The 22,755-nt window shown below is 65.7% G+C and carries 9 protein-coding genes; 4 read left to right on the top strand and 5 right to left on the bottom strand.

Going from position 1 to position 22,755, the window contains the following annotated elements:
• Positions 1–181: 181 nt before the first annotated feature.
• Complete coding sequence (locus MTR66_RS06755) at positions 182–709, bottom strand: nuclear transport factor 2 family protein (protein ID WP_243919015.1); 528 nt, start codon at positions 707–709, stop codon at positions 182–184.
• Between the two features lie 519 nt (positions 710–1,228).
• Between MTR66_RS06755 and MTR66_RS06750 the strand changes: the two genes are divergently transcribed.
• From MTR66_RS06750 to MTR66_RS06735, 4 genes are read left to right on the top strand one after another with little or no spacing between them, the layout of a single operon-like run.
• Positions 1,229–3,463: a gluzincin family metallopeptidase gene (locus tag MTR66_RS06750; RefSeq protein ID WP_243919013.1), complete on the top strand. Its 2,235-nt coding sequence runs from the start codon at positions 1,229–1,231 to the stop codon at positions 3,461–3,463.
• Positions 3,460–5,043 carry a ComEC/Rec2 family competence protein gene (locus MTR66_RS06745; protein ID WP_243919011.1) on the top strand — a complete coding sequence of 528 codons (1,584 nt, stop codon included), beginning with the start codon at positions 3,460–3,462 and terminating at the stop codon, positions 5,041–5,043. The genes MTR66_RS06750 and MTR66_RS06745 overlap by 4 nt, the downstream gene beginning before the upstream one ends.
• Complete coding sequence (locus tag MTR66_RS06740; RefSeq protein WP_243919008.1) at positions 5,036–6,172, top strand: patatin-like phospholipase family protein; 1,137 nt, start codon at positions 5,036–5,038, stop codon at positions 6,170–6,172. Before MTR66_RS06745 ends, MTR66_RS06740 begins: the two co-directional genes overlap by 8 nt.
• A gap of 37 nt (positions 6,173–6,209) precedes the next feature.
• Positions 6,210–6,998 (top strand): N-acetylmuramidase domain-containing protein, encoded by a 789-nt coding sequence (locus MTR66_RS06735; RefSeq protein ID WP_243919007.1) that lies wholly within the window; start codon positions 6,210–6,212, stop codon positions 6,996–6,998.
• A 15-nt stretch (positions 6,999–7,013) separates the two neighbouring features.
• Here the strand turns inward: MTR66_RS06735 and MTR66_RS06730 are convergent, their stop codons facing one another.
• The 4 genes from MTR66_RS06730 to MTR66_RS06715 form a co-directional block, all read right to left on the bottom strand.
• Complete coding sequence (locus MTR66_RS06730) at positions 7,014–15,764, bottom strand: hypothetical protein (protein ID WP_243919006.1); 8,751 nt, start codon at positions 15,762–15,764, stop codon at positions 7,014–7,016.
• 11 nt (positions 15,765–15,775) lie between these two features.
• Positions 15,776–17,614 (bottom strand): ATP-binding protein, encoded by a 1,839-nt coding sequence (locus MTR66_RS21335; protein ID WP_243919005.1) that lies wholly within the window; start codon positions 17,612–17,614, stop codon positions 15,776–15,778.
• Positions 17,611–19,119 carry a hypothetical protein gene (locus tag MTR66_RS06720; RefSeq protein ID WP_243919004.1) on the bottom strand — a complete coding sequence of 503 codons (1,509 nt, stop codon included), beginning with the start codon at positions 19,117–19,119 and terminating at the stop codon, positions 17,611–17,613. The genes MTR66_RS21335 and MTR66_RS06720 overlap by 4 nt, the downstream gene beginning before the upstream one ends.
• Positions 19,120–19,131: 12 nt before the next feature.
• On the bottom strand, positions 19,132–22,755 hold a 3,624-nt coding region (locus MTR66_RS06715), incomplete at its 5' end, for a hypothetical protein (protein WP_243919002.1).

Here is a 22,755-nt window from a genome sequence, read left to right as displayed (position 1 = left end):
AAAGGCATGCGGGTAGTCGACCGTGGCAGCAAGGCCGCGCTGAACATGTTCATGCGCAGCTTCGCGGCCCGGAAGACGTAGACCCGCGTGCGGCGATGCTGATGGCGCCGTTCACGTGGGCCTGCCGGGCCTGCGCCTGTCCCGGCCGTTTCGGAGATGGCGCTTCCCGGTGACGCGGTTCCTATGACTGCGCGCGCAGCGCCCGCAGGCGGGCCAGGAACGGTGCGTAATCCACATTGTCGCGGTGCCGGACGATCTTGCCGTCCTCCACGCGCAGGATCACGACCATCGGCGTCTCGCTTTCGACGACGACGCCGTCACCGATATCGAGCCCCCAGTCGAGATCGCCTTCGTAGATGGCGATATGGCCCGCATGAAACGTGCGCTGCGGCTTGAAGCTCATATGCGTGAGGCTCGCGTATCCTTCGCGGAAACGCTTCATCATCGCCGCCTTGCCCTGTGAGCGCAGGCCGCCGAACACCAGTTCCGCGCTTTCGTCCTGAAAGCTGGCCTCGTCATCCAGCAGCGTTTCCAGCTTGTCCCAGTCACGCGCGATATAGGCCGCGAAATAGGCATCGGCGACGGGCGTGGATGCTTGCGTTACCTGATCATACCGGGGCGGAGTTTCAGCCCAAGCCGGTTGCGCAGCAGCGATTGCGAATGCGGTAATGGCAGCCGTCAGCGACGGCGAAGTCAACGGTTTGTACATCATCGTGCCCCTTCCACGTTCACCCGGATCAGGTGTGGACAAGGAACCTTAGGCCCACGGTCCGCACCCGTCTCCAGTTTGATCGATAAACGTCGAACCGGAAGCGATCGGCGGCAGTGTTCCTGCAAGAAGGACGTGGCTTCCGGGCAGGGGCTGCACTGCATTGAGGCCGGACAAAGGACATCCGGCGAACGGCCCCTGCATAGAAGTTTCACGATTCAACCGATCTATACGGGGTTTGGTCGGCCTCTCGGTCTGATCAACCTTGTGTTTCCGCACCAGTCCATTTCGTTTTCATGGTCAATTTCAGGCCGTTAATTTAGGTTGCTGCAAAAGTAAGCATACGGATTCTATCTGGAATATCTCCAGCGGATAATGTTGTTGTGGTGTCGGCGTTGTGTTAATGCCGACATCTCAACATTTCTTGTAAGATTTAAAAAATATAACAAATTCTGTATAGTTAATTGAGGATGCAATCGGGTCGGTCTGTTTCCATCTGCAGGTGGCAGGGGGGATGCCTTGATCGATACTGTTCCTGATAAGCCCAGTACCCGCCGGTTGCGGGTCTATGCCTTTGATCCGGCAGCCTCTGTTGCGCTCGATACGGCGGTCGTCAACGACGCGGTGATCGAACTGCCCTGGGAGGCGCGGTGGGAAGATCCGGTGGGCTTGGGGCCGGCGAACGAATATTTCGAGGTCATCGATTACGATCAGCCTTGCCGGGCGTTCTACGAGCCCCTTGATCCGAACCACCCGTGGCTGCTGGCACAGGATGGTCTGGCTCCGTCAGAGGGCAATCCGCAGTTCCATCAGCAGATGGTCTTTGCTGTCGCCATGAACACGGTGCGCAATTTCGAGAAGGCGCTGGGACGAACGGTATTCTGGTCCTTGCCCGAAGACGATCCGCGCGTGGCGGCAAAGCGCAGGGGGGGGCGTACCGCGGCCAGTTATCCGCCTTTCACCCGGTGCCTGCGGATCTATCCCCATGCCCTGCAAGAGCCCAATGCCTATTTCAGTCCCGGCAAAGGCGCGGTGCTGTTCGGCTATTTCAAGAGCACGCCCCGGGCACGCGGAGAGGAAGGGCAGTGGGTCTTCACATGTCTTTCCCAGGACATCGTCGCACACGAGACGGCCCATGCCATTCTCCACGGCATGCGGCGGCGCGGGATCGAGCCGGTCAATCCGGACTCGCTCGCCTTTCATGAAGGTTTCGCGGATACTATCGCGCTGTTGCAGCACTTCACGATGGATAACGTCGTCCGCCATGAACTGGGCCGGGCCGGGGGGGAATTGCGCTGTGAAAGCCTGTTGACCGGGCTGGCCAGCCAATTGGGGCAGGCCACCGGGCGAAACGGCGCCTTGCGCATGGCTCTGGAAACCTTGCGGCACGAGCAGGCCTCGAAGGAACATGGCGAGGCGCCGCAGATCAGGACGCTTGCCATGCTCAGAGAGCCGCACGAGCGGGGGCAGTGCCTGGTTGCGGCGATCTTCGATACGTTTGTGACGATCTACGAGCGGCGAACGGCCGACTTGTTCCAGATCGCAGGGTTCGCGCGCGGAAGCCCGGACCTGCCGGAAAAGCTCGTCGCGCGCCTTGCCCAGGAGGCTATCAAGACCGCGCACTCGGTGCTGCAGATGTGCGTGCGCGGCCTCGATTACCTGCCACCGGCGGCATCGACATTCGGCGACTATCTGCGCGCGATGATCACGGCCGACACCGACCTGGTTCACGAAGATCCGTTGAACTACCGCGTCGCCCTGGCAGAATCGTTCCGCAAGCGTGAAGTACCGGTGCTTGGCTGCATGTCCTATGCTCCGGATTCGCTGTGCTGGGAACGGCCGGACTTGCGCCAGTTCGAGGCCATGATCGGCGATGAGGGCGGCGATGACCGTTGTTGGGGCCCCGATGCGCTGTTCGCCGATGCGCTTCGCAACATGACCTTCATCGCGCGGCTCGATGGCGAAGGGGCGTCCGGCCGCAGCGCGGCGAAACCCGATGTGCGCTTGCCGGATGCCACCGAACAGGACCCGATCTCCTATCCCGGACGGAGCACAGGCAGCGGAAACTTGCGCGATGAAGCGATGCGCGTGGTCATGCGAAACCAGCGCGCACTTCACGATTGGCTGCTTAAACCGGCACCGACGACGCGGCAGCACCGTATGTGGGAGACACTGCTGGGCATCCGCACGCTGCCTCTCGGCCCGCATTGCGACGCTGTCTTGAAGGCCAACGGCGGGTGGAGCCCCTTGTCGGTCAAGGCGCGCGAGATTTCGCTGGAGAAATGGAAGGCGATGGAGCGGCCCCCCGATTGGGACGATGACGGGATCACCCTTCGCGACGGCAAGGTCCTGCTGCCGGTGTTCGAAGTGCATTCGGTCCGGATTGCGCGGCGGATTTCTCCCGACCGGCGAGAGCTTTCCCAGATGATCGCGCAAGTGACACAGAAGCGGCGCGGCTATTTCGATCCCGCGCGGCAGCGGGAAGTGGATCGTGCGGGCGCTCCGCCCGACGAGGAACCCGACTTCTGGTTCCGGGGCGGGGCGACGATCATCGTCGATCTGCGCGACGGCCGGCTGGAGCGCATCGTCCGCCAGCGGATCGACCAGGAGCAGCGTCTGGCCCGCCAGCGTGACTTCCTCTGCAAGGACAGCATTGCCCGCTCGATGGCCATGACGGGCCGGGAAGAGCTCAATTCGCCCGCGTTCGGCTTCGAGCGCGAGCCCTTCGCGTTCATGCATGGAGATATGCCATGAAAGTCGAGCGCGTAAGGGTGCGGATGTACAAGAAGCTGCTGGGCGACTGTTTTCTGATCATCCTTGAAGGCAAGGATGGGCGCAAGGACGCTTCGGCCCATATCCTGATCGATTGCGGGGTCCTGCAAGGCACGCGGGGCTCGAAAGACCTGATGATGGCAGCGGTCCGCGACATTTACGACACGGCGGGCGAGAAGGGGCTCGATCTCGTTGTGGTGACGCATGAGCATCACGATCACATCTGCGGGTTTAAGCTTGCCGACGACATCTTCGCGGAGCGCAAGTTCGGGGATCTGTGGATGGCATGGACGGACGATCCCGATGATCCAGACGGCAGGGAGCTTCAGGAAAAGTACGGTCAGGCCTATGCGGCGCTGGCGGGCATGGCGGCGCGCTTCGGCGTGGCCAGCGCCGTGGACGATTTCGAGACTGAGGCCATCATGGGGCTGGCGGGCTTTTCGGGCCCCTTTGCCGTTCCACTGGATGACGATGATGCGGCCGGCGGCAGCGGCGATGGCATGCTCGGCGTCAGTGGCCGCCGCAAGACGGTGCGCGGCAGCCGGAAGATCTATCTCGATCTCAAGAGCTGGGCTGAGCAGACGCGTTACCTTTCTCCCGGAGACGTGATGGAAACTCCCGGCGCCATCGGGCTCAAAACCTATGTCCTGGGGCCTCCGCGCGACCGTGACCTCCTGAGCAAGGCCCTGCCATCGAGTGGGGAAAATGCCGAAACCTATTTTGCACTGGCGGGCGAATTTCTCGATGCGATCGAACCCGGCGGCACAGGGCCTGCCGGGGGGACGGCGGATGAAGCGGCCATTTGCCGCGAGGCCTTGCACCGCTCTCCGTTTTCGGCGCGCTATCACTGGCGCAGCTTCGTCGAGCAACGCGACGCGCGCGACGACGGGGCGGCCACCCGCCTGCTGCATCGCCGCTATTTCGCCGGGCAATCGGATCAGGATAACTTTTCATGCGGCGAGCCGCTGGCGCACCGGCGGATCGACGATGCCATGCGCTCTACCTTCTCCTCGCTGTCGCTCAAGATGAACAACAACACCAACAATACCAGTCTGGTTCTGGCCTTCGAGCTGCCCGGCGATGGCGGTACGATGATTTTCGCCGCCGATGCGCAGGTCGGAAATTGGCTGTCCTGGGGGAAGGTACGGTTCCGGAATCCCGAAAGCGGGAAGGAACTGCCCGTAACCAGCGAGGACCTTCTGGCCGCAGCGCGCCTTTACAAGGTCGGGCACCACGGCAGCCACAATGCTACGCTCAGCGAGAAGGGGCTGGAGCGCATGATCCACAAGGATCTGGTCGCGATGATCCCGACCGACGAGGAATTCGCCAAAAAGCAGTCGGGAACGTGGGAAATGCCCGATCCTCATCTTAACGAGGCCCTGACGGTGCGCACTCGGGGACGCATCCTGCGCGGTGATAAACCCGCGGCGGAAGCGATTGCCCAGCATCAGGAGATCGCGGGGAAGGCCTCGTCGGAGGCTTTCGCCAAGCGTGTGGCCGACGGTGATCTCTTTGTCGAATTCACTGTGTACGACCGGGCCCTGGAGAATGCCGATGGCTGAGCACGAAGCCCTTGAGCACGAGAAGAACGACTGGCCGGAGAGGAAGGTATCTCCGGATGAAACTGCGATCACGCTTTCCGGCGGCGGGTACCGCGCCATGCTCTTCCATCTCGGTTTCCTCTGGCGTCTGCGCGATGCCGGGATACTCGGGACGATAGACCGTTGTGCAAGCGTGTCAGGCGGGTCGATCACTGCGGGCATGCTCGCCCGGCGATGGGAGGAGATCGACTGGAACGACGATGGGCAGAGCTTTCGCACGAAAGTCGCCGATCCGATCATGACCATGTCGCAGCAATCGATCGATATCGTGGCGGGGCTGCTGGGGCGTATTCCCGGGCTCAACGGGAGCTGGGTGACGCGGGCCTACAATCGTGTTCTCTATGGCGGCACCCGGCTGATCGACTTGCCGGAAAAGCCGCGCTTCATTTTCAACGCCACCAGCCTGCACTCGGGCAAGCTGGTACGCATGGAGAAGGTCTGGATCGCGGACTACACGCTCGGCCACTGGGATACCAAGGGGGTGCGCCTTGCCGATGCGGTTGCCGCCTCGTCCGCCTTTCCGCCGGTCCTTTCGCCAGTAACCATCAAGCTGGCCGGGCGGCGCTTCACGCCGTTTCCCGATGGCATTTACAAGGACGAGCCGCCTGAAAAGCTCTTCCTCACCGATGGCGGGGTCTACGACAACCTCGGGGTCGAGAGCGTCTGGAAACAGTGCGGGACAGTGTTCGTCAGCAATGCCGGTGCCAATTTCCGTTACCGGCGAGGGGGAAGCTACCTGCTTTCCAGCCAGGCATTGCAGGTCACTTTCATCATGCAGGATCAGGTGGGTGCGCTGCGTTTCCGCCGCATCTGGGACAGCTTCCACACCAGCGATCCGGTGCTGCACCGCGAGGGATTCCTGGTTTCGAGCGACTATTTCATCGAGCCGCGGCCCGATGGCGGCATACCCTACAACCGGGCCCTCGCGGAACGGCTTGCTGCCACTCCGACGCGCCTGACCCGGATCGATCCGGCATGGGCGCGAAAACTGGTCAACTGGGGCTATGCCGCAACCGACGATCGCATCCGCGAGAGCGGCCGCCCCACCGGGCTTTGCAAATACCCTTATCCGGAAGATCCGCTCGATTGAGGAAGTGGAAAGAGAGAGCTGGGAAAAGGAGGATGTCATGGCGCTGGAATTTTCAGGCAATGCGACGCCGCTCGATGACAAGGCGATCGAAGCTGCGGCGAAGAGCCTCGGCTGTCAGGTGGCTGCCGTCCGCGCGGTCATAGATGTGGAAAGCAGGGGCGGCTTCCTGCCCGATGGCAGGCCCAAGATCCTGTTCGAACGCCACTATTTCTCACGATTGACCAAGCATAAGTACGATGCCTCGCATCCCGCCATCTCCAACCCGAAATGGGGCGGCTACAAGGGCGGTGCGGCGGAATATGTCCGGCTCGGTGAAGCGATCAAGCTTGATAGGGACGCAGCCCTGCGGTCCGCGAGCTGGGGGCTGTTTCAGATCATGGGCGATAACTGCGGGATCTGCGGGTTCTCCAATGTAGAGGACTTCGTCAAGGCCATGGTCTCCGGCGAGGCGGCGCAGCTCGATGCCTTCGTGGCTTTCGTCCGCGCAAATCATCTGGACGACGAACTGGTGCGGCTCGACTGGGCCGGTTTCGCCCGCGGTTACAATGGCCCGGCCTACAAGAAGAACAAGTACGACACGAAGCTGGCGGCCGCCTTTGCCTTTCACAGTGCCGGGGGCGCGCATTCTGACAGTCCCAGGCCGCTTTTGAAACTCGGAGCCCAAGGGGAGGATGTGAAGGATTTGCAGGGAGCCCTGGGTATTATCGAGGACGGCGATTTCGGCCCGAAGACCAAGGCCGCCGTCGTTGCGTTCCAGAAGAAGCACGGCCTTTACGCAGACGGTATCGTCGGCAGGCAGACCTGGGCGGCATTGGACGTCGACTGAGAGGGAAAGGGGTGCCTATTGTCCGCGCTGCCTGCGAGCGAGCCAGCGGAGATATTCCGGGTAGGTCTGGATACCCTGCCGGGTCATCCATTCCTTGAGCCGGGTGATAGAGCCGTATTCGCTGGTGATGACCTGCGAAATATGATGCTCCTGCATGATCCGGGCGACGTCTTCGTGATAGACCTGCATGGCCGCCTCGTCCGTGACGGGAGGGATTGTGAGTTTCCGTAACTCTGCCGACGCCGCCAGCATCTGTGCCGAGGCGATTTGGGCATCCTGGGCGAAGGATTGCATTTCCGGAGTGCCGCCTGAAGGCAAAGCCGCGACGCGGCGCCTGATTTCGACAGCGGCGAGCAACAGGTTGATAGCCAGCCGGCTGTCGGTGAGAGCAGAGACACTGTCGAGCGTTTCGGCATTGACCGCCTTGTCGTCCACGACCACTACCTGCAGAATCGTTTCACCGTCCGCACCGCCTGGAAGGGTCTGGAAACCCACGATGTCGAGGCCTCCGCGGTTCGTCGCTCCTCCGGCAACGGCATCGGATTTCAGGAGTGTCATGGCCGGACCGGCGCTTTCCGCTTCGCTCAAGGGGACACCGCAGAGCATACGCACCGCCTCCAGTTCGCTCGCCAGCGAGCGTTTGCCGGTCTGCTGACCGCGCTGAAACGAAGCGACGAATTCAAGGGCGTCTATGTCACGGTTGCCCGCTGCCTTCTCGGGCAGCAGTTCCGTGATCCGGCGAGCCATGAACTCCGCGAGTTGATCGGGGGAGGCGTGGGCCGTCATCAGCAGCACTTCGGGATGATCGCGGGCGATCTGGTCGAGATTGCCGGCAGTGATCCCCGCATCCCGGTATCGCTGTTGCCAGTGGTCGATCGTTTCCTGCAGTCCGGCGTCTTTCAGCGCGCCCACCAGCGATTCGACATCGCGCGTCACGTCTTCCGGCGATGCGCCGGCGATCCGGCGGGCGCGCCTGAAGGCGTTCAGCCGTTCGCGCATGGGGGCAGTGCTGGCAAGGAAGTCCATCACGGCCCGTTCGTCCCTGCGGAAGACTTCTTTGAATCGCGGCCCTGCGGATTCGCGGCCTTCCCGGTAGGAGAACTGCCGTGCGGCGAGCAGCAGGAGCCGCCGGTCGAGAGCGGACTCCGCGCGCTGCTGCAACCCGCCGAGGGAATCGCCCCATGCCGCCCGCTCGGCCGCCGTGGCAATCGCTTGGTGCAACGGACCGGCGGCATCCATGATATGCCCGAATGCCTTGGCATAGCGTGCAGCCAGCGCCTGCGGCATTCCACCGGCCGTCAATTCGTGAATGAGGCTGGCCTCCTGCCGGGCGCTGAGCACCCGCCCGCCGCCTTCCGCCGTGCCTGAAGTCAGCGCATGCAGGATCGCGTGCGATGCTTGCGGCGCCGCGCCGATAATCTTGCGCAGCACCCGTGCCCTGGACCGAGCGGCAGGGGCCGGACCGTCGGCCGCGATGAATTGCCGCACCGCCGTGTCGATCGCGTCGGCCGTTGCCTGTGACCGGGCCTCTTCGCGCGCCGCTCGCTGTTGCGCCTGTGCCGGAGTTTCCGCAGGGATGGATTGGTCGAACGTCGCGGCGAAAGCCCGGTCGACATCTTCATCGACTTGACGGGGCAATGCGGCATCCCCGTCTTCGGCAGGGAGAGACGCGCCTTCGGCATCGTCATGGCGCAGTGCGCCGGGATGGGCCAGTTCGCCGGACGGACTTGCAGGCACGGCGCGGCTGCCCATCTGGCTGTTGAGCACATCGGCCACCACGCCCGTGCGCGCTGCCTGCTGGTCGCCATGCCCGACGCCGGTGGTGAACGGGCCGCCCAGTTCGCCCAGCACGAGATCGGGCCGGGCGAGCGCGGGATCGCCCGTCGTGGCGGAGAGATGCGCGAGAAAGGCCTCGAAGACCTGGCCGCGGTTGCCGAAGCCATCCAGATCGGCGAAGGCAGGCTCGCGTCCGGCCAGCATGGCCTGTGCCATGCGTGGCGTCACGATGCCTTCCGCGAACATGTCGACGTTGGCGGAGACGAAGGCTTCCCATTGCGCGCGGTGGGGGCCGCCGGGGCGCACGTCCACGACCTGACCCATGTCCCGGCGGCGCATCATGAAGGGAAAAATCGCGCCGCGTTCCCGGCCGAATTTCGCGGCGTATTTCTCAGCATTGGCCACGCCGGAAGTCAGATAGAGCCCGGCACCGAAGTCGTCCTCATGGCCCGAACCGACGCGCGCCAGATCGATCCCGCCTTCGGCCATCGATCGCGCGCGGCCCATCGGCGCGCCGTGGAACAGCAGCATCAGCGGTTCGTCGTGCGCCAGTTGGCCGGAGCGGATCAAGTGCTCGCGGGTTGCCGAAACCACGGCATCGCCAATCGCCTGGCGCAATTCCGGGGCCATTGCCGTGTCATTCATGATGTGATGCAGGCGGTCCATCGATTGCGGTTCGCCCACCAGTCCCATCGCCTCGACCATCGAGCGTGTCGATGCTTCCGCTTCGCCGATCCATCGCCGCGCTTCTTCTATCGTGCTGGCAGCGGCGCCGTTCTCGCGCAGGATGTCGACTGCGCGGCGATGTTCGCCAAGACCTTCGACGGCGCTTGCAAGATCGCGGATCGACCGGCGGTCGGCGGAGGAGAGGGCGGTCTCGGTGGAGCCGCGCCGCAGGGCTGCGGGTTCACTGGCATCGGCGGTATGCAGTCCGCCCTGGCGCGGAGATATCGCGGCATCCGGATCGGCGCGCACCGTCTTGACGAAGGAGCCGTATTCCTCGGGCGTGTGGAAACGGCGGCGGACCCGCTCCCCGGTGCGCGGGCTGGGAAAGTCGATCCAGTATTTGCCTTCCGGGTGGCCGGGGGTGACCCCGAAGTCGGTATAGGCGACGCTTCCCTCGTCACTGAAATAGATGCGCGAGCGGCGGTCTCCGAGCCCAAGACCGACGGATTCGAAATGGATCACGCCGAAGTCGCCGGCAAAGCCGCTGGGCAGACGGCGCAGAAGGGCCGTGCCGGTTTCTCCGGGCCGGTTGGGATGGTAGTGCGAATGGACGATCCAGTGCCCTCTGGGATCGGGAACGCCGTCCACGGACACGATCCGCCCGGCGGCGCCGGGCCCGGAAAGCTCGCCGCCAGGCCGGATGATCGCCACCGAGTTCGGGCCGCCCTGGATCACGACATATTCGCCGGTCACCGGATTGAAGTGCACCGCAACCTCGCGGCTGGGATCGGCATTGATCAGCCGCCCGAAATTGTCGTTCGCGGCCATCAGGTCGGTGCTGTCGGGGTGGACGAAGACCGCGCCTTCCATTGCCTTGGGCATGGAGACCATGTCGAAATCGGAAAGGGCCGCGATCTGGTGCGGGCGCCCGCCCGGATTGTCGTTGGCCGGTTTCGGCAGCGGCCTGCGCCCGGCGGGCCTTTCGCGATCGCCGGTGCGCAGGCCGGGGCCATCATCATCGTGCATGAGCGCATGGGGGACGAGCGCGCCGTCCTCATCGATGCCCATGCCGCGCGGCGGTGTTGTCTTCGCGGTGTCGGGAAGCTCGGCGGCGGGCGGCGGGGGCGTCTCCGCGTCCGGGCGGGATGAAGCAGCGGCGTGGGGCGCCGCCGGGCGGTCGGCATCGGTCCGGTTGTTCTGCAAGGCACCCGCGATGCCGCTGCGTTGGCCGAAGCGTTCCCCGCCTGCTTCGAGGCCGCCCTGGATCAGGCCGGTCGCTCCAGCCGTGCCGATCTCTCCCAGCGCGTCTTCAAGGCTGCCCCGGTATGTCCCGCGATTGGTATCGTAGACCAGATCCCAGGCTTTGGTCGCCGAATTGCTCACCCCGTTGAGCATGGCCCGCGCGCCGATCTGCTGTGCCAGCGAGGCATCCTGCCCGAGCCGGGATAAGGGGCGCATGGCCGCACTGCCGATCATGCCGCTCACGGCGCCGCGCGCCATGCCATGCCAGATCTCGTCGCCGACGCGCCCCTCCCGCCATGCCCGGGGATCGGCCATGGCGCCGCCGACATTGCCGACAACGCCGGTCAGCGCCCCCAGCATCAGTTCCTGCCTGAGCGTAAGCTTGGCCAGTTCCTTCATGCCCAGCTGCGCCGCAAGCTTGCCTTCGGCCATGGAGAGGCGGCCCATCATCGTCGTCACCGCGCGGCCGCCCATCGCGCCTGCCCGCATGTAGAGACCGGCGGCAGCACCGACCCCGGCGACCAGCGTCTGCACGGCCACGTTGGCAAGATCCCGCGTCAGGTCGTCCCGGCTGTAGCGTCCTCCTTTCAGGGCCCAGGTCATGCCCACGCCCGCCAGTCCGATGGCCGCGGTCAGAAGCATCGGCAGCAGGATCGAGGCCGCGCCTGCCGTCGCGATAGTGATGACGACCGCCGCGACCACGGCCAGCATCGTGGTCAGGAAGTTCGCCGCCTCATCGACCGCATGGGTAAAATTCTCGGCGGTGATCTGGCCCAGCGTCACCGCGCGCTGGAACTGCGCCATGCTGGCGCCCGGCGTAGCCCGGAAACTGCCGTCGGCATTGAAATTGCCAAGCTGGACGGCGTTGCCATCGTCATCGACAAGGCGGATGCGGCCGAGGCCGTCGATGTCGGTGGCGGTAATGCCCATCACCCGGCGCAGTTCGTCCCGGTTGGCCTGCAGGCGGGAGAATTCGTCAGCGGCAACGGACTGGCCCGCGCCGGTCGAATGCTCGATCTGCTGATCCATCCGCCGCAGCGCGACTTCTGCGCTTTCCCGGTCGTTCTGCGGGACGCCCATGACCGCGATTTCGAGTTCGAGCGCATCGTCGCCGGAAAAGGCGGCGCCCATGCCGTGATGGCGAAACAGCCCGAGACGCTCGTAGAGGCTCGGGCCGCCCGGATGGCGGCGGTCGTACTCGGCCATCATGGCGTCGATCTGACGCCGGTCCATGCGGCGCAGGTATCGCAGCGCGATGGCCTTGTCCCCGCGGTCGATCGAATATTCCATCGCTGCGATGGCATCGCCCTGTTCGCCGCCGATAATGCCGAGCGCCAGCGCCCGGGCATGGGGATCGTTCCGCAGCGCCGTGGAGAAGCGCGTTTGCAGATCGGCGGTCACGCTGGCCGGATCGATCGGACCGACCATCGGCTCTTCCCCGCGCAGTTCCGCACGGTACCGGGCGAACTGAACCAGAACCCGGTCGCGTTCTTCTTGCGCTGCAGCCGTATCGCGCCGGGCATATCCACCCCCCGCCACGGCATCGGCGCTGCCGATATGTATGGTCTTGTCCAGGCGCTCGGCCGATCCGCGTGCCTCGGCGCGGTTGAATTCGACCAGCAGGCGCGCACCGCGCTCTTCCGTGCTGTCCGGGCCATGGCGGATGGTCTGCTCGATCCAGTTCACCATGTCGGGGGGCAGACGCCCCGGCCGGTCGGCGATGCCGCTGCTCTCGCCGTGATAGCCCGGTGGCGGGGGGCGGCTGGTCGCTGGCCCACGCCTGCGGCCGCCGTAATAGCGGTCGGCCACGGCAAAGCGCAGCATGACGTTTTCCAGTTCCCGGTTGGTCTTGCCCTCGGCGAAGTCTTCGTCGTGGCGGAAGGGTTCGCGGTAGCGGGTCCGGCGCTGCTCGTCGGAGAGCTGGGGCGCCATCCCGGTGGGGTCGGTGTCGGCGCTCTGATAGTGCAGGCGGCTCTGGACCTGGCGCAAGTTGGCGAAGTTCTCCAGCGTGCTGCGCCATTGCGCATCGCGTCTGCCGGCCACCACGTCTGGATGTTCGAGCCCGAAGATGTCGGCCATCGCGCGATTGGGATCACCCTCTATCGCGAGGCCGCCTGTTGTCCGGGCCTTGGCTATGGCTTCCTGGATGTCCCGGCCGCGCTGGGTTCCGTAGCGGGCGTTGGCGCTGTTGATGTCGTTGCGAAGCGTGATCGCCCGTTCCATGCCCCCGTCACCCCGGCGCAGGGCGTTGAAGCGCTCCAGATTCTCGCCATCGAGATCGGCCGCGATGGCGTCGAGTTCAGAGTCCGGCAGGTTTCTGAGCTGGGCTGGCGTAAGGCTCTGCATGATCTCGCGGATCCGCGAATCCTCGTTCGAGTAGTTGATCGAGGCGCGCAATTCGTTGAGCGCGGCGCCGCCAACATTGCCGTTGAGGGCCTGGAGCGCGGCATTGCGGTTGTACCGGACAGTGCTCGGCGCCGAGAGCGTCCAGTTGTACATGTCGTCGAACTTGCTGTTGATGTCCGAACGCAGGCTGCCGTGCTCGTACACTTCTTCCAGCGCCTTGCCAGAGGTCGGCGTGAGGCCCCGCAGTGACCGCATCAGGCCGTTCACATCGGGCTTGCGCCAGGAATAGGTGAGGGCATCGTGACAGCCATCCTGCCGGGTCGTCAGGACTTTGCCGACTTGCGTCTGCACTTTCGTGATGAAGGCCGCCACGGCGTTGCCTTCCGCCGGATCGGTCTTGACCTGGCCTGCATACCGGCGGAAGTCGGGGGAGGAGACGTAATTGTCGCCCTGGCCCGAAGTGCCGTCCGGTGCCTGGGTCTGTTGCGGAGCATCGCCCTCGCCATTGCCCCCCGCCTGCGAATCTCCCGTGCCCTGTGCTGCCGGGCGCTGGGCAGGGGTTTCGCCTTCCTCCTGCTGGCACCCGGCACAGCTCTCGGGCGGGGGCATCCTTTCCCCCGTTCCAGCACTATCCGCTCCGGCGGAGGGCGGGGCCGGGGTGGTCTCCGCAGCATCGCCCGATCTCTGATTGTTGTTGTCATTGTTCGTGCGCGCGGCAGTGCCCGCAATGGTGGCATCGACGCGGGTATCGAGATCGTTCACCGCGCGCGTGAGGTTGTTGACATCGTTGACGCGGGCTTCCTCGGCACGGGCGAGCGCGTCATCGCACGTCGAGCGGACCTGCCGCGGCACGCTGGCCATGCGCTGGAATTCGGCCGCGATGGAAGAATCGATCTGATCGTAGGTCTGGCGAATGCTGGCGGCCAGGGCATCGTCGAAATCGCGCAGGGCCTTGTCGCGCTGCTGCTGGGCGGCCCGCCGTTGCCCCCCGCGCAGAGCCTCGGCCTTGCGTATCTGTTCGCGCTGGGGTTCGGGATAGGCTTTCGTCATGCCCCGGATGTTCGACTTGAGTTTTGCCGCCCCAGCCATGACCGAGGTTGCGTAGATCCCTGCTGGTTGCTCCGCGCCATCGGCCAGCTCGGCGTGGGCGGCGTCGATGCCGCGCGTCTGGCTTGCGGCAATCGCGGTCAGCCCTTCGACGGTCCGCTGCGTCCCAGCCTCGATCTGGCTGGCCGCCCCGGTCTGTTCGAGCTTTGCCATTTCGATCAGCATATCGCGCGTGCTGTCGTGCTGTTCGACCAGTTGCCGCGCTGTGGAGGAATGGGCTTCCTCGATCGTGATCCGCATCTGCTCGACGAGATCGTCAACCCTGGCGATCGCGCCTTTCCGGGCATTCGCGACGGACCGGGGGCCTGCGACCATCAGGTAGTCCATCCGTGCGTCCAGTGTCATGAACGCGGTGTCGAGCTGACAGGGCAGGCAATCGGCCAGTGGTGAAAGACGGTCGTAGAGCACGTCCTCGCGCTTGCCGATCGCGGTCTTGTCCGCCCTCGCGTAAGGCACGACGAATTCGACTGCGGCTTCACGCATGGCCTTGGTCTCCCAGCGGCCACGCCCCTCATCGGAAAAGTCACTGTCGCTGAGGTAGCTTCCGGGGGTTTCGATGAAGCTGTCGATTTCGTCTTCGGCGTCCCAGCGGGCCACCATGTTGTCGAACATCGCGTCGCTGACCTTGCCCGGCATGGAGGTACGCTTGCCGCGTGGTCCCGCCGTCTCGCGGTCATAGGTGCCCTTCATGGCCGTGAGGCGGCCGAAGGCGACCCGCGCGGCATGCCGGATCCGGCGGCGCAGGGATGTGGCGCTCGCTTCCAGCCTCGCCAGCGCCGTTTCGCGGGACTGGTCGTTGGAGGCGAGCCGTTTGGAGAGCGTCCCGGCCAGAATCTGGAGGGCCAGTGCCAGATCGGCATCCAGCCTCGCATGCGCCTGCCGGGCTTCGCGCAAGGCTTCGGCCCTTATGTCGCGCGCAGCGCCGACGAGCTCCTGATAGAACGACTTCCCGAACCGGACGGCTTCGGCATAGGCAGCCTGGGCCTGCCGTGGGTCGGGTTTTGCGGGCTGTGCGTCTTGCCCGTCGGCCTGCTCGGCGGCGGGGGGCAGATCCGTGGCGGCTTTGAAATCGGGCACGCGCAGCTCGATCCGGAGCGGATCTGCAGGCAGTGGAGGTTTGCCCGTGTGCGGCAGCGGTACGGGCGCTGAGCCCGCGGGCCTGCCGTTTTCCTCGGTGTCGTCTGCCCTCCCGGAGCGCCTTCGCCGGTGCTGCGATGAACCGCCGTTGCCGGGGGATGCGGGCGATTCCGCTTCTTCGGAGCCTTCGCCTCCTTCGCCTCCCATTTCGGCGGAAACGGCTTCCTGCGCCGCCTGCATCTCGGGTTGGTTCGGGGCGGTTTCCGTGCCGGTTGCAGGGGCATCGCTGTCCGGCGTATCCGCGCGGGCATCGCGTTCGGGGTGCTCAGGCGGGGTTTCCGGCGTTGCTGCCAGCGCTGGTAGTGCGTCGAGCCTTGGTATCTCCTCCCGCGCTGCTTCATGTTCGGGGGGTTGCCGGACGAGCGAGGTATAGGCGCTTGCCCGCGCGCCTCCACCCGTCTCCGAAATCGCATCGTGGCGCGCCGGCGCCGGGCGGGAAGGGCGCCGCCGATGGACCGGCTGCGGCTCCGGTGCCACACGCCGGGCTGGCATGTGGCGAGGGCTCAGCATGGCGGAAGCGGCGGCGCCGTGCGGCCGAGCTTGGCGTATTCCTCTTCGATGGCAGCGCCCAGATCCCCGTTGTCCATCGCGCGTTCTCCCGCGCGCGCTCTGGCGGCGGCGGCCAGAACCACGTTGCGGATGTGCCCGCCTGCAAGATCGACCGTGGCCGCGACGGCATCGAGCCATTCCTTCTGCGCGGCATGACCATCCCCCAGATGCCGGTCCCAGAGCAGGCGCCGCGCGGCCGAATCCGGCAGCGGGAATTCCAGCACCATGTCCAGCCTGCGGGCAAAGGCCGCGTCGAAGCGTTCCCGGCTGTTGGTGGCGAGAATGGCAACGCCGGTGTAATCCTCGATCCGCTGGAGCAGGAAGTTGGTCTGCGAATTGGCGTAGCGGTCATGGGCATCGGATACGTCGGTGCGGCTTCCGAACAGCGAATCCGCCTCGTCGAAGAACAGCAGGACATCGCCTTGTTCGGCTGTATCGAGCAGGTTCGAAATGTTCTTTTCGGTCTCGCCAATCCACTTGCTGGTCATGGCCGAGAGATCGACGCGGTAAAGCGGCAGGCCAGCCTCTGCCGCAAGCCAATGTGCCGCCAGCGTCTTGCCCGTGCCGGACTCTCCGCTGAACAACGCCCGCACGCCCGGCTTGTATCGCGCGGCAAGCGTATGGCCGAGGCCGTTCGCCAGTCCGTTGCGCATGAGGATACGGTCCCGCAACTGGTCTAGCGCACGGGCGAGTTGCGGCGGCAGCACGATGTCCTCGCGTGCGACCATGGCAGGGGAAAGCCGGGCCAGCGCATCGATCCGCCCGCCGCCACGGGCCATAATCGCGGTCACGTCCCCGATCGATGCGCCTGCCCCGCCGTGTTCGAGCGCGCGGCCGATTTCGGCGATGCGGCCCGTGGACTGCCGGTAGCGTGAGGCGATCTTGCCCGCGAGGTCCGGTTCAAGCCCCCAGGACTGCCACAGTTCGCGCCGTTCCCGGGCATCGGGGATGGCGATGCGGTATTCGCGCTTCGGCCGCCCGCTTGTCACTTGCCCGTCGGGCGATGCCGCCAGAATGAGCGGCGTGTCGATCCGGTCCGTGCCGTCAAGGCCGATCGGATCGCCTGGGCCTGCCTCGCGCGCGACGATCGGCAGTCCGCGCGTCAGTTCGAGCCAGGCGGCAAGGCCGGGCGCTTCGGCATTTTCCAGCATCAGCGGCACGCGCCCGGCCGCGGCTGCGGCCACGGCGGCGAAGGCTGCCACTTCTGCCGGGCACTGGCCGCGAATGACGAGCAGCGCAGGATGCAGGCAACCGGCCTTCGTGAGGTGGTCCCGTGCGATCCGGGCAAAGGCCTCTGCCGTGCGTCTGGCAATGCGCACTTCGGGCTGGGCCGGTTCGGCGACGCCGGGAGGCAGCGCCACCAGACCGTTGAGCGCGGCGGCAAGCCAGGGCGGCATGTGGAGCGTGCGTTCGGGCAGGGGGGCCTCTTCGTCCCCCCAGACGATGAGCCCGGCCCTTGTGGCCCGCCCGGCCCAGAGCGCGGGCACGGTCAGGCCTTCCTGTGCAAACAGCGAGGCGGCAAGGCCGGACAGGCAACATGCGGAGGCCACCGGAGACTGGATCTGCGCCACGGTCCGCGCAACGCCGGGATCGGATTCGACGGCATAGAGCAATGCGACGGCCAGTTCCTCGCCTGCCGTCAGTCCGAGGCGGGCTGAGAGTTCGCGGAAGCGCTCGCCTTCGAAGGGCAGGAATTTCGGTTGCCATGCCCCGTCGTCAAGCAAGCCGGAGAGGCGGGAGAGCGCCCGGGTAACAAGGGTGTCCTGATCCGCGAAGGTGTGGGGCTTGTTCACGGCGCTTCGCCCCCGCCGAAGTGGAAGTGGAGAGACAGCCCCAGCCAGTCGGTCCATCCCGGATCACTATCGAGCGCGAGGCGGCGCAGGCGAATGTCGGCAGCATCGCGCGAAAAGCGGATGTCGAGCCGGTCTTCGCCCACGAACACCCGCCCGGGACGCGCGATGAGGTCATGCGTCCGCCGCCGCGCGGTGCGGCGAAGCCAGCGGTCCAGACCGGTTCGCCACCATCCAATCCAGACCGGCGGCTCGTCTTCTTCCGGCGCCATGACTAGGACTGCGAGGGCGGGATCTGCGGGAAGCACGCGGTGATGGCGGGCAATGGCCTGAACGAGACGGCGCCCGGGGTCGTCGCCGAGCAGGCCGGGATGCGTGCTCAGCCATGAGCGAAAGCCGAGACGGATCAGCGAGGGGACGATAAGCCACAAGCCCGCGTGGCCGCTTTCCATCCTCTCCGCCAGGACCGGCGCGGGCTCTGCTGTTTCGGGCGGCATGGCATGAGAAGACTGTGCTTCCCGGCTTGTGGCCGGAACAGGAGGGGGAGCCGTTTCGCTGCGCCCGGGTAGCTGCCTGTCATGGGGCGCTGTGTGTGGGCTTGCCTGTTCCGGCATGATCCCGGCGGCAGGAATGCCGGGGTGCGCGTCCGTATCCGGACGAGGGGACGCCGGGACAAGGCGCCCGGCGGCAATCTCTGCCAGTCTCTGCGCGACTTGGCACAAGCGTTGCGGTGCCAGCACGAGGGCGGGAGAGGCACGGCGGATGCGCTCCTGCAGGAGCGCCAGCGAGAGTTCGCGGTACGCGGCAGAGGGCAGATCGGCGTATTCGAGCCGGTGCAGCACGTCGATCCATGCGGGTGTCAGAACGGTATGCTGCAGCCGCCCGGCGATGCGCTGCACTGCCGCAGCGCTTTCGCAGGTCAAGTCCTCGCTCGCCGGATCTGCGCTGCCCGTGTGTGAATGCGAGGGGGCTTCGCTGAAGGCAGAGGCCGTGACTTGGGGGCGCAGGGCATGGTCTGCCGCGGCAACGAAAGCGCCGCTGCGTCCGGCTTCGATGCAGGTCTGCGCGGCCCTTGCCAGGGCAGAGTGGTCCTGTTCCCGCAGGTACAGGGCAATCCGCCGGGAAAGCCAGTCATCCAGCGCATAGCCATGCCAGCCGGGGACAGCGAGCGCCCAGAACCATCCCTCAACGCTCTCGCCGGACAGAAGCTTGCGCAACAGGATAGCTTCGGCTTCCGCGCGGCTGGCGAACCACACGCAGTTGGCTTGCTGCGCGAAGGTGGATGCGGCGTGCACGCTTCCCGCCACGGCTTCGATCCATCCGCGCCGGACGGCTTCCTGCCGGTGGTGGGGGCTGGCGACTTGCCCGCGCACCGTCAGCTTGCGGATCAGCACCAGCCGTCCGTCCTGCGGCAAGGCCGTTTGGAAGGCGTCTTCGAGCGCAATCCGGTCCCGCACCGTGTCTCGCGCTGCGCCCCGATGGACCAGACGATGAACGGAAACGGCCATCGCTATGCCGCCCTAGCGCGCTTTCATCCCGGCCAGCTCTATGCGCATGGCCGGGACGATGGTGGTGATGGCGGCATGGAGCTTGGTTATGCGGGCCTGGGCAACGCCGCTGGCGATGTCTTCGACCACGGCCTGGGAGACGATCCGGTCGCGGTCGTCCCGCACGAGCGCCAGCATGCCCTTGCGCACACGCGTGATATCGAGCGCGAGCGAAAGCCGTCCGCCGATGCGGGCCGGTGCCGGTTCGACCAGCCGGGCCGGAATGATCCGGTCGACCGGCGCATGGGCTGCCATCAGCAGGCAGACGCGGACATATTCGTTGATCGCATCGCGCGCGTCTTCGTTGCCGGTGTCGATCTGCGCGAACAGGAAATCGACAAAACCTTGAAGTGCGCGCCGCAGTTCCGCCGGAACTTCCGCCCAGCGCGGCAGGGCCGCCAGCGATTGCAGGGGAGCGGGCTGATCGAATTCGGACAGCATTTCCGCCCATGCCAGCCGGACGATGGGCGGCACGTCGCCGAAGCTGTCCTGCAGGCAGCCTCCGGTCGCGGCGATGGCTTCGAGCAGTTCGGTGGCGGCGCGCGTGATCACCGGCTTGCTGTGCGTGCCGGTGATGAGGTCTCCCAGCGTCGCCATCGCCTTCACCTGGCTTTGCGCCTCGGCCAGCGTCAGACGGGGCATGGCGGCGAAGCTGAGGGCCGATATCGCGGTCCGGCGGCTCTCGATCTTGCGGCGCCCGATCATCAATGCCTGCTGGACGCTCCTGAGGAACACCTGCTGGCCGGAAACGGCGGGAAGCGGCGCGAACTTGCGGGCTAGGGTGGCGCGTTCGCGGACCATTTCGATCGTGCGCCTGACTGGTTCCAGCCGGTCTATGCGATCGACCATCGCGGCCATGCGGGGGAACCATGAGACCGGCACTTCCCGCAGCAATTGCACGTATTCATGCACTTCCTCGGGAATGTCCGGATGGTCGCGGCGGCAGGCGACAAGCGGCGTTTCGGCCAGCCCTGACGCGCACGGCGCCACCGGCACTTCGTCGTGGATATCCGCGTAGCGCCGGCGGCGCCAGGCGATGCCTTTTACCTGTCCGGTCAGGATCTGGCCCCGGCGATCGTTGATCGCGGCGGCGCGGGCCTCATCCTCGTCACGCAGCCGTTCCGCCGTTCCCAGATCGTGGCGCAGTTCCGCCACGTCGGTATCGATCTGCCGCAGGTAGACGCCCGCGCTATCTGCGGCCTCCAGAATGTCGTCCTGCAACTGGCGCAGTGACTTCGCCAGTTCCTCGAACAAGGCGACCCGTCCTTCGACAAGACGCATGATCGCGATGGAATTGTCGATGGCCTCCACGGCGAGCGAGAAATAGTCCGCTTCGTGCTTGCCTTCCTGTGAGGCCGGCATGGTGTCCAGATCGATGAAGTTCTTCGAGCCCGCATGCTGGTCGGCCAGCAGTTCATCGAGCGTGGGAATGCGCGACTGGCTGGTCTTGTGGCGGAACCCGGCAATCGGAATATCTCCCAGCGCGATGCCTGTGGGGCGTCCGGTCAGGCGCCCGGAAAGTCCTTCCAACGTCCGGATGACGGCGGCCTTGCTGCCGATGGCATAGTGCAGGGCCTGGACGGCGGGTTGCGGCTTGAGGCGCTCGGCCACGCTCACCGTGCGTTCGACCAGTCCCGCGACGGGCGTCTGGCGCTGAATATCGATGGCCTTGTAGCGATCTGTGTAACGATCAGCGCGCAGGTCGAGCGCGGCGGCAGGGATGCTCCTGGTGGGCCTGAATGCCTCGGCGCGCAGCAGATTGCTGGACAGGAACGTGCCTGACGAGAGGGCGCTGCGAGCCTTGACCGGTGCAGGGGACGCCGCCCGGCGCGGGGCTGGCGTGGCCGTGGACATGAACATTGGCGTGGAAATCATCATCGGCGCCAATGCCGTGAACGGTGCCGCCGCGGCAGGTTTCGGTGCCGGGGCAGGGGCCGGCTTCCGGGCCGCGAGCGCCAGGTTCTCGATATTGAGCGTCATCACCTTGGGCGTGAAGACGCCCACGCTGGGGGAGGCCGATGCGCCATCTTTCGTCAGGATGTCGAAGGCGCCCGCACCGGCGCCGCGCGTGGTCGCGCGTTCGAGGAAGCTGCCGATCTTCTCGCTCGTCGCGCGCGCGCCTTCGTCCCGAACGGCGAGGTCGGCAAGGGCAGGGGACGTGACGAGGCGGGATGCGGCATCGGCGCCCAGCATGATCTGGCGGACGCGGTAGATGTCCGAACGGGCCCTGACGAAGCCGAGATCGACCGCATCGTTGGTGGCCTTGAGCCGCGCATCGACCGAAGCCAGGAAGGCGCCGATGCCATCTTCGTCCACGGCGGCGATGTCGCCAGCGAGGAATGGCTGGTTCCACTGGGAACGGAATGCGTCGAGCGCGGCCGCGCGCCGGACATTGCCAGCCAGCATGGTTCCGAAATCGGGCACCGAAAAACCTTCGCGGCCTTCGACGGTGTGCCATGGCCATGTGGCCTGCGATTGGTCGACTGTCAGCGTTGATCCGGCCGGGGCATCGTCTGCAAGGTAGGAATAGATCCGCCCCAGCCTGTCGAGCTTGCCGAAGGAGGCCCACTCGACATCACCGCCACGCTGGGTGAATTCCACGGAATCGATCGCAAAGCCCGCCAGCGATCCGCCATTGGCATCCCATGCGAATTCCGCAGGCACTTCAAGGCGCACCCAGCCACCCGCATCGGGCAGATCACCGGCCCGGCGCGCGCTTCCGCCGCCATCCGCAGCGATTGGCATGACATCGGGAGCCCCCCAGTAGACGCCCTTGGTGAATTTCGGGGCGCCATCGGTCTGGCGTTCGTGACCGAGCCGGAGCGAGAGCCCGGTCATGTTCGAGGCATCGTGAATGCGCACCCAGAACCAGATCAGGTCTCCGCTCGATACGACGAGCGTGGCATGGGCGCGCAGGAGTTCGTGCGAGCGCTTGGCGCTGTTTTCCTGAAAACGCCGCGTCCGGGTGACTTCCACCGGCACTTGCACATGCGGGCTGGGGCTGTTTTCTTCGAGCGGCAGATCGGAATCGGGCCAGCCCTGCACCTGACCGGTCACTGTCTCCAGCAGCCGGTCATGGCGCCGCCGCGCCATCTGCCGCTGGATAAGCGCTTCGGTGCGGGCATCGCGCAATTCGCGGATGGCGATGCCGAAGCGCGGGTCAGGCACTTCCACTTGCAGCAGGCGCGGCTCGTAGAATTCGTCCGGCACGGGAACAAGCAGTTCCACCGCGTCCGGATCGCCGCGATCGATTGGGGCAAGGCCCGCGCATTCCGCCAGCGCAAGATCGAGATTGCTATACGGGACAGGCACGGCGGTAACCTCGAAGCCGCCGGGAAAGAAGTGCTGCTTGCGCAAGAACGGGTCGAACATGTACCCGGGGAGGAGCCCTGCCGGGGGCAGGCGCTCGAACGCCGTTTGCAGAGAGGCGGGATCGAGAGTGTCGAGATCGCCCAGCTGTGCGGTGAACTGGTCCAGCCGGGCTTGCCACAGCCGGTCGTCGCCACCGGCTATCCCGGTCCTGCTGCGGCTGCGCGGTTTTCCGCCGCTGCGCGCGACGGCCTGACGGTCGATGAAGGCGAGGTTCCAGTCCTCGGT

This window comes from Novosphingobium beihaiense, assembly GCF_022832375.1.
GTDB classification, from domain to species: Bacteria; Pseudomonadota; Alphaproteobacteria; order Sphingomonadales; family Sphingomonadaceae; genus Novosphingobium; species Novosphingobium beihaiensis.
This window is presented reverse-complemented; position numbering and strand designations above follow the sequence as displayed.

Coding starts and splice junctions, on each gene's coding strand:
- MTR66_RS06735 (WP_243919007.1), top strand. CDS start 6,210: ATGGCGCTGGAATTTTCAGGCAATGCGACGCCGCTCGATGACAAGGCG.
- MTR66_RS06730 (WP_243919006.1), bottom strand. CDS start 15,764: ATGCCAGCCCGGCGTGTGGCACCGGAGCCGCAGCCGGTCCATCGGCGG.
- MTR66_RS06755 (WP_243919015.1), bottom strand. CDS start 709: ATGTACAAACCGTTGACTTCGCCGTCGCTGACGGCTGCCATTACCGCA.
- MTR66_RS06740 (WP_243919008.1), top strand. CDS start 5,036: ATGGCTGAGCACGAAGCCCTTGAGCACGAGAAGAACGACTGGCCGGAG.
- MTR66_RS06745 (WP_243919011.1), top strand. CDS start 3,460: ATGAAAGTCGAGCGCGTAAGGGTGCGGATGTACAAGAAGCTGCTGGGC.
- MTR66_RS06720 (WP_243919004.1), bottom strand. CDS start 19,119: ATGGCCGTTTCCGTTCATCGTCTGGTCCATCGGGGCGCAGCGCGAGAC.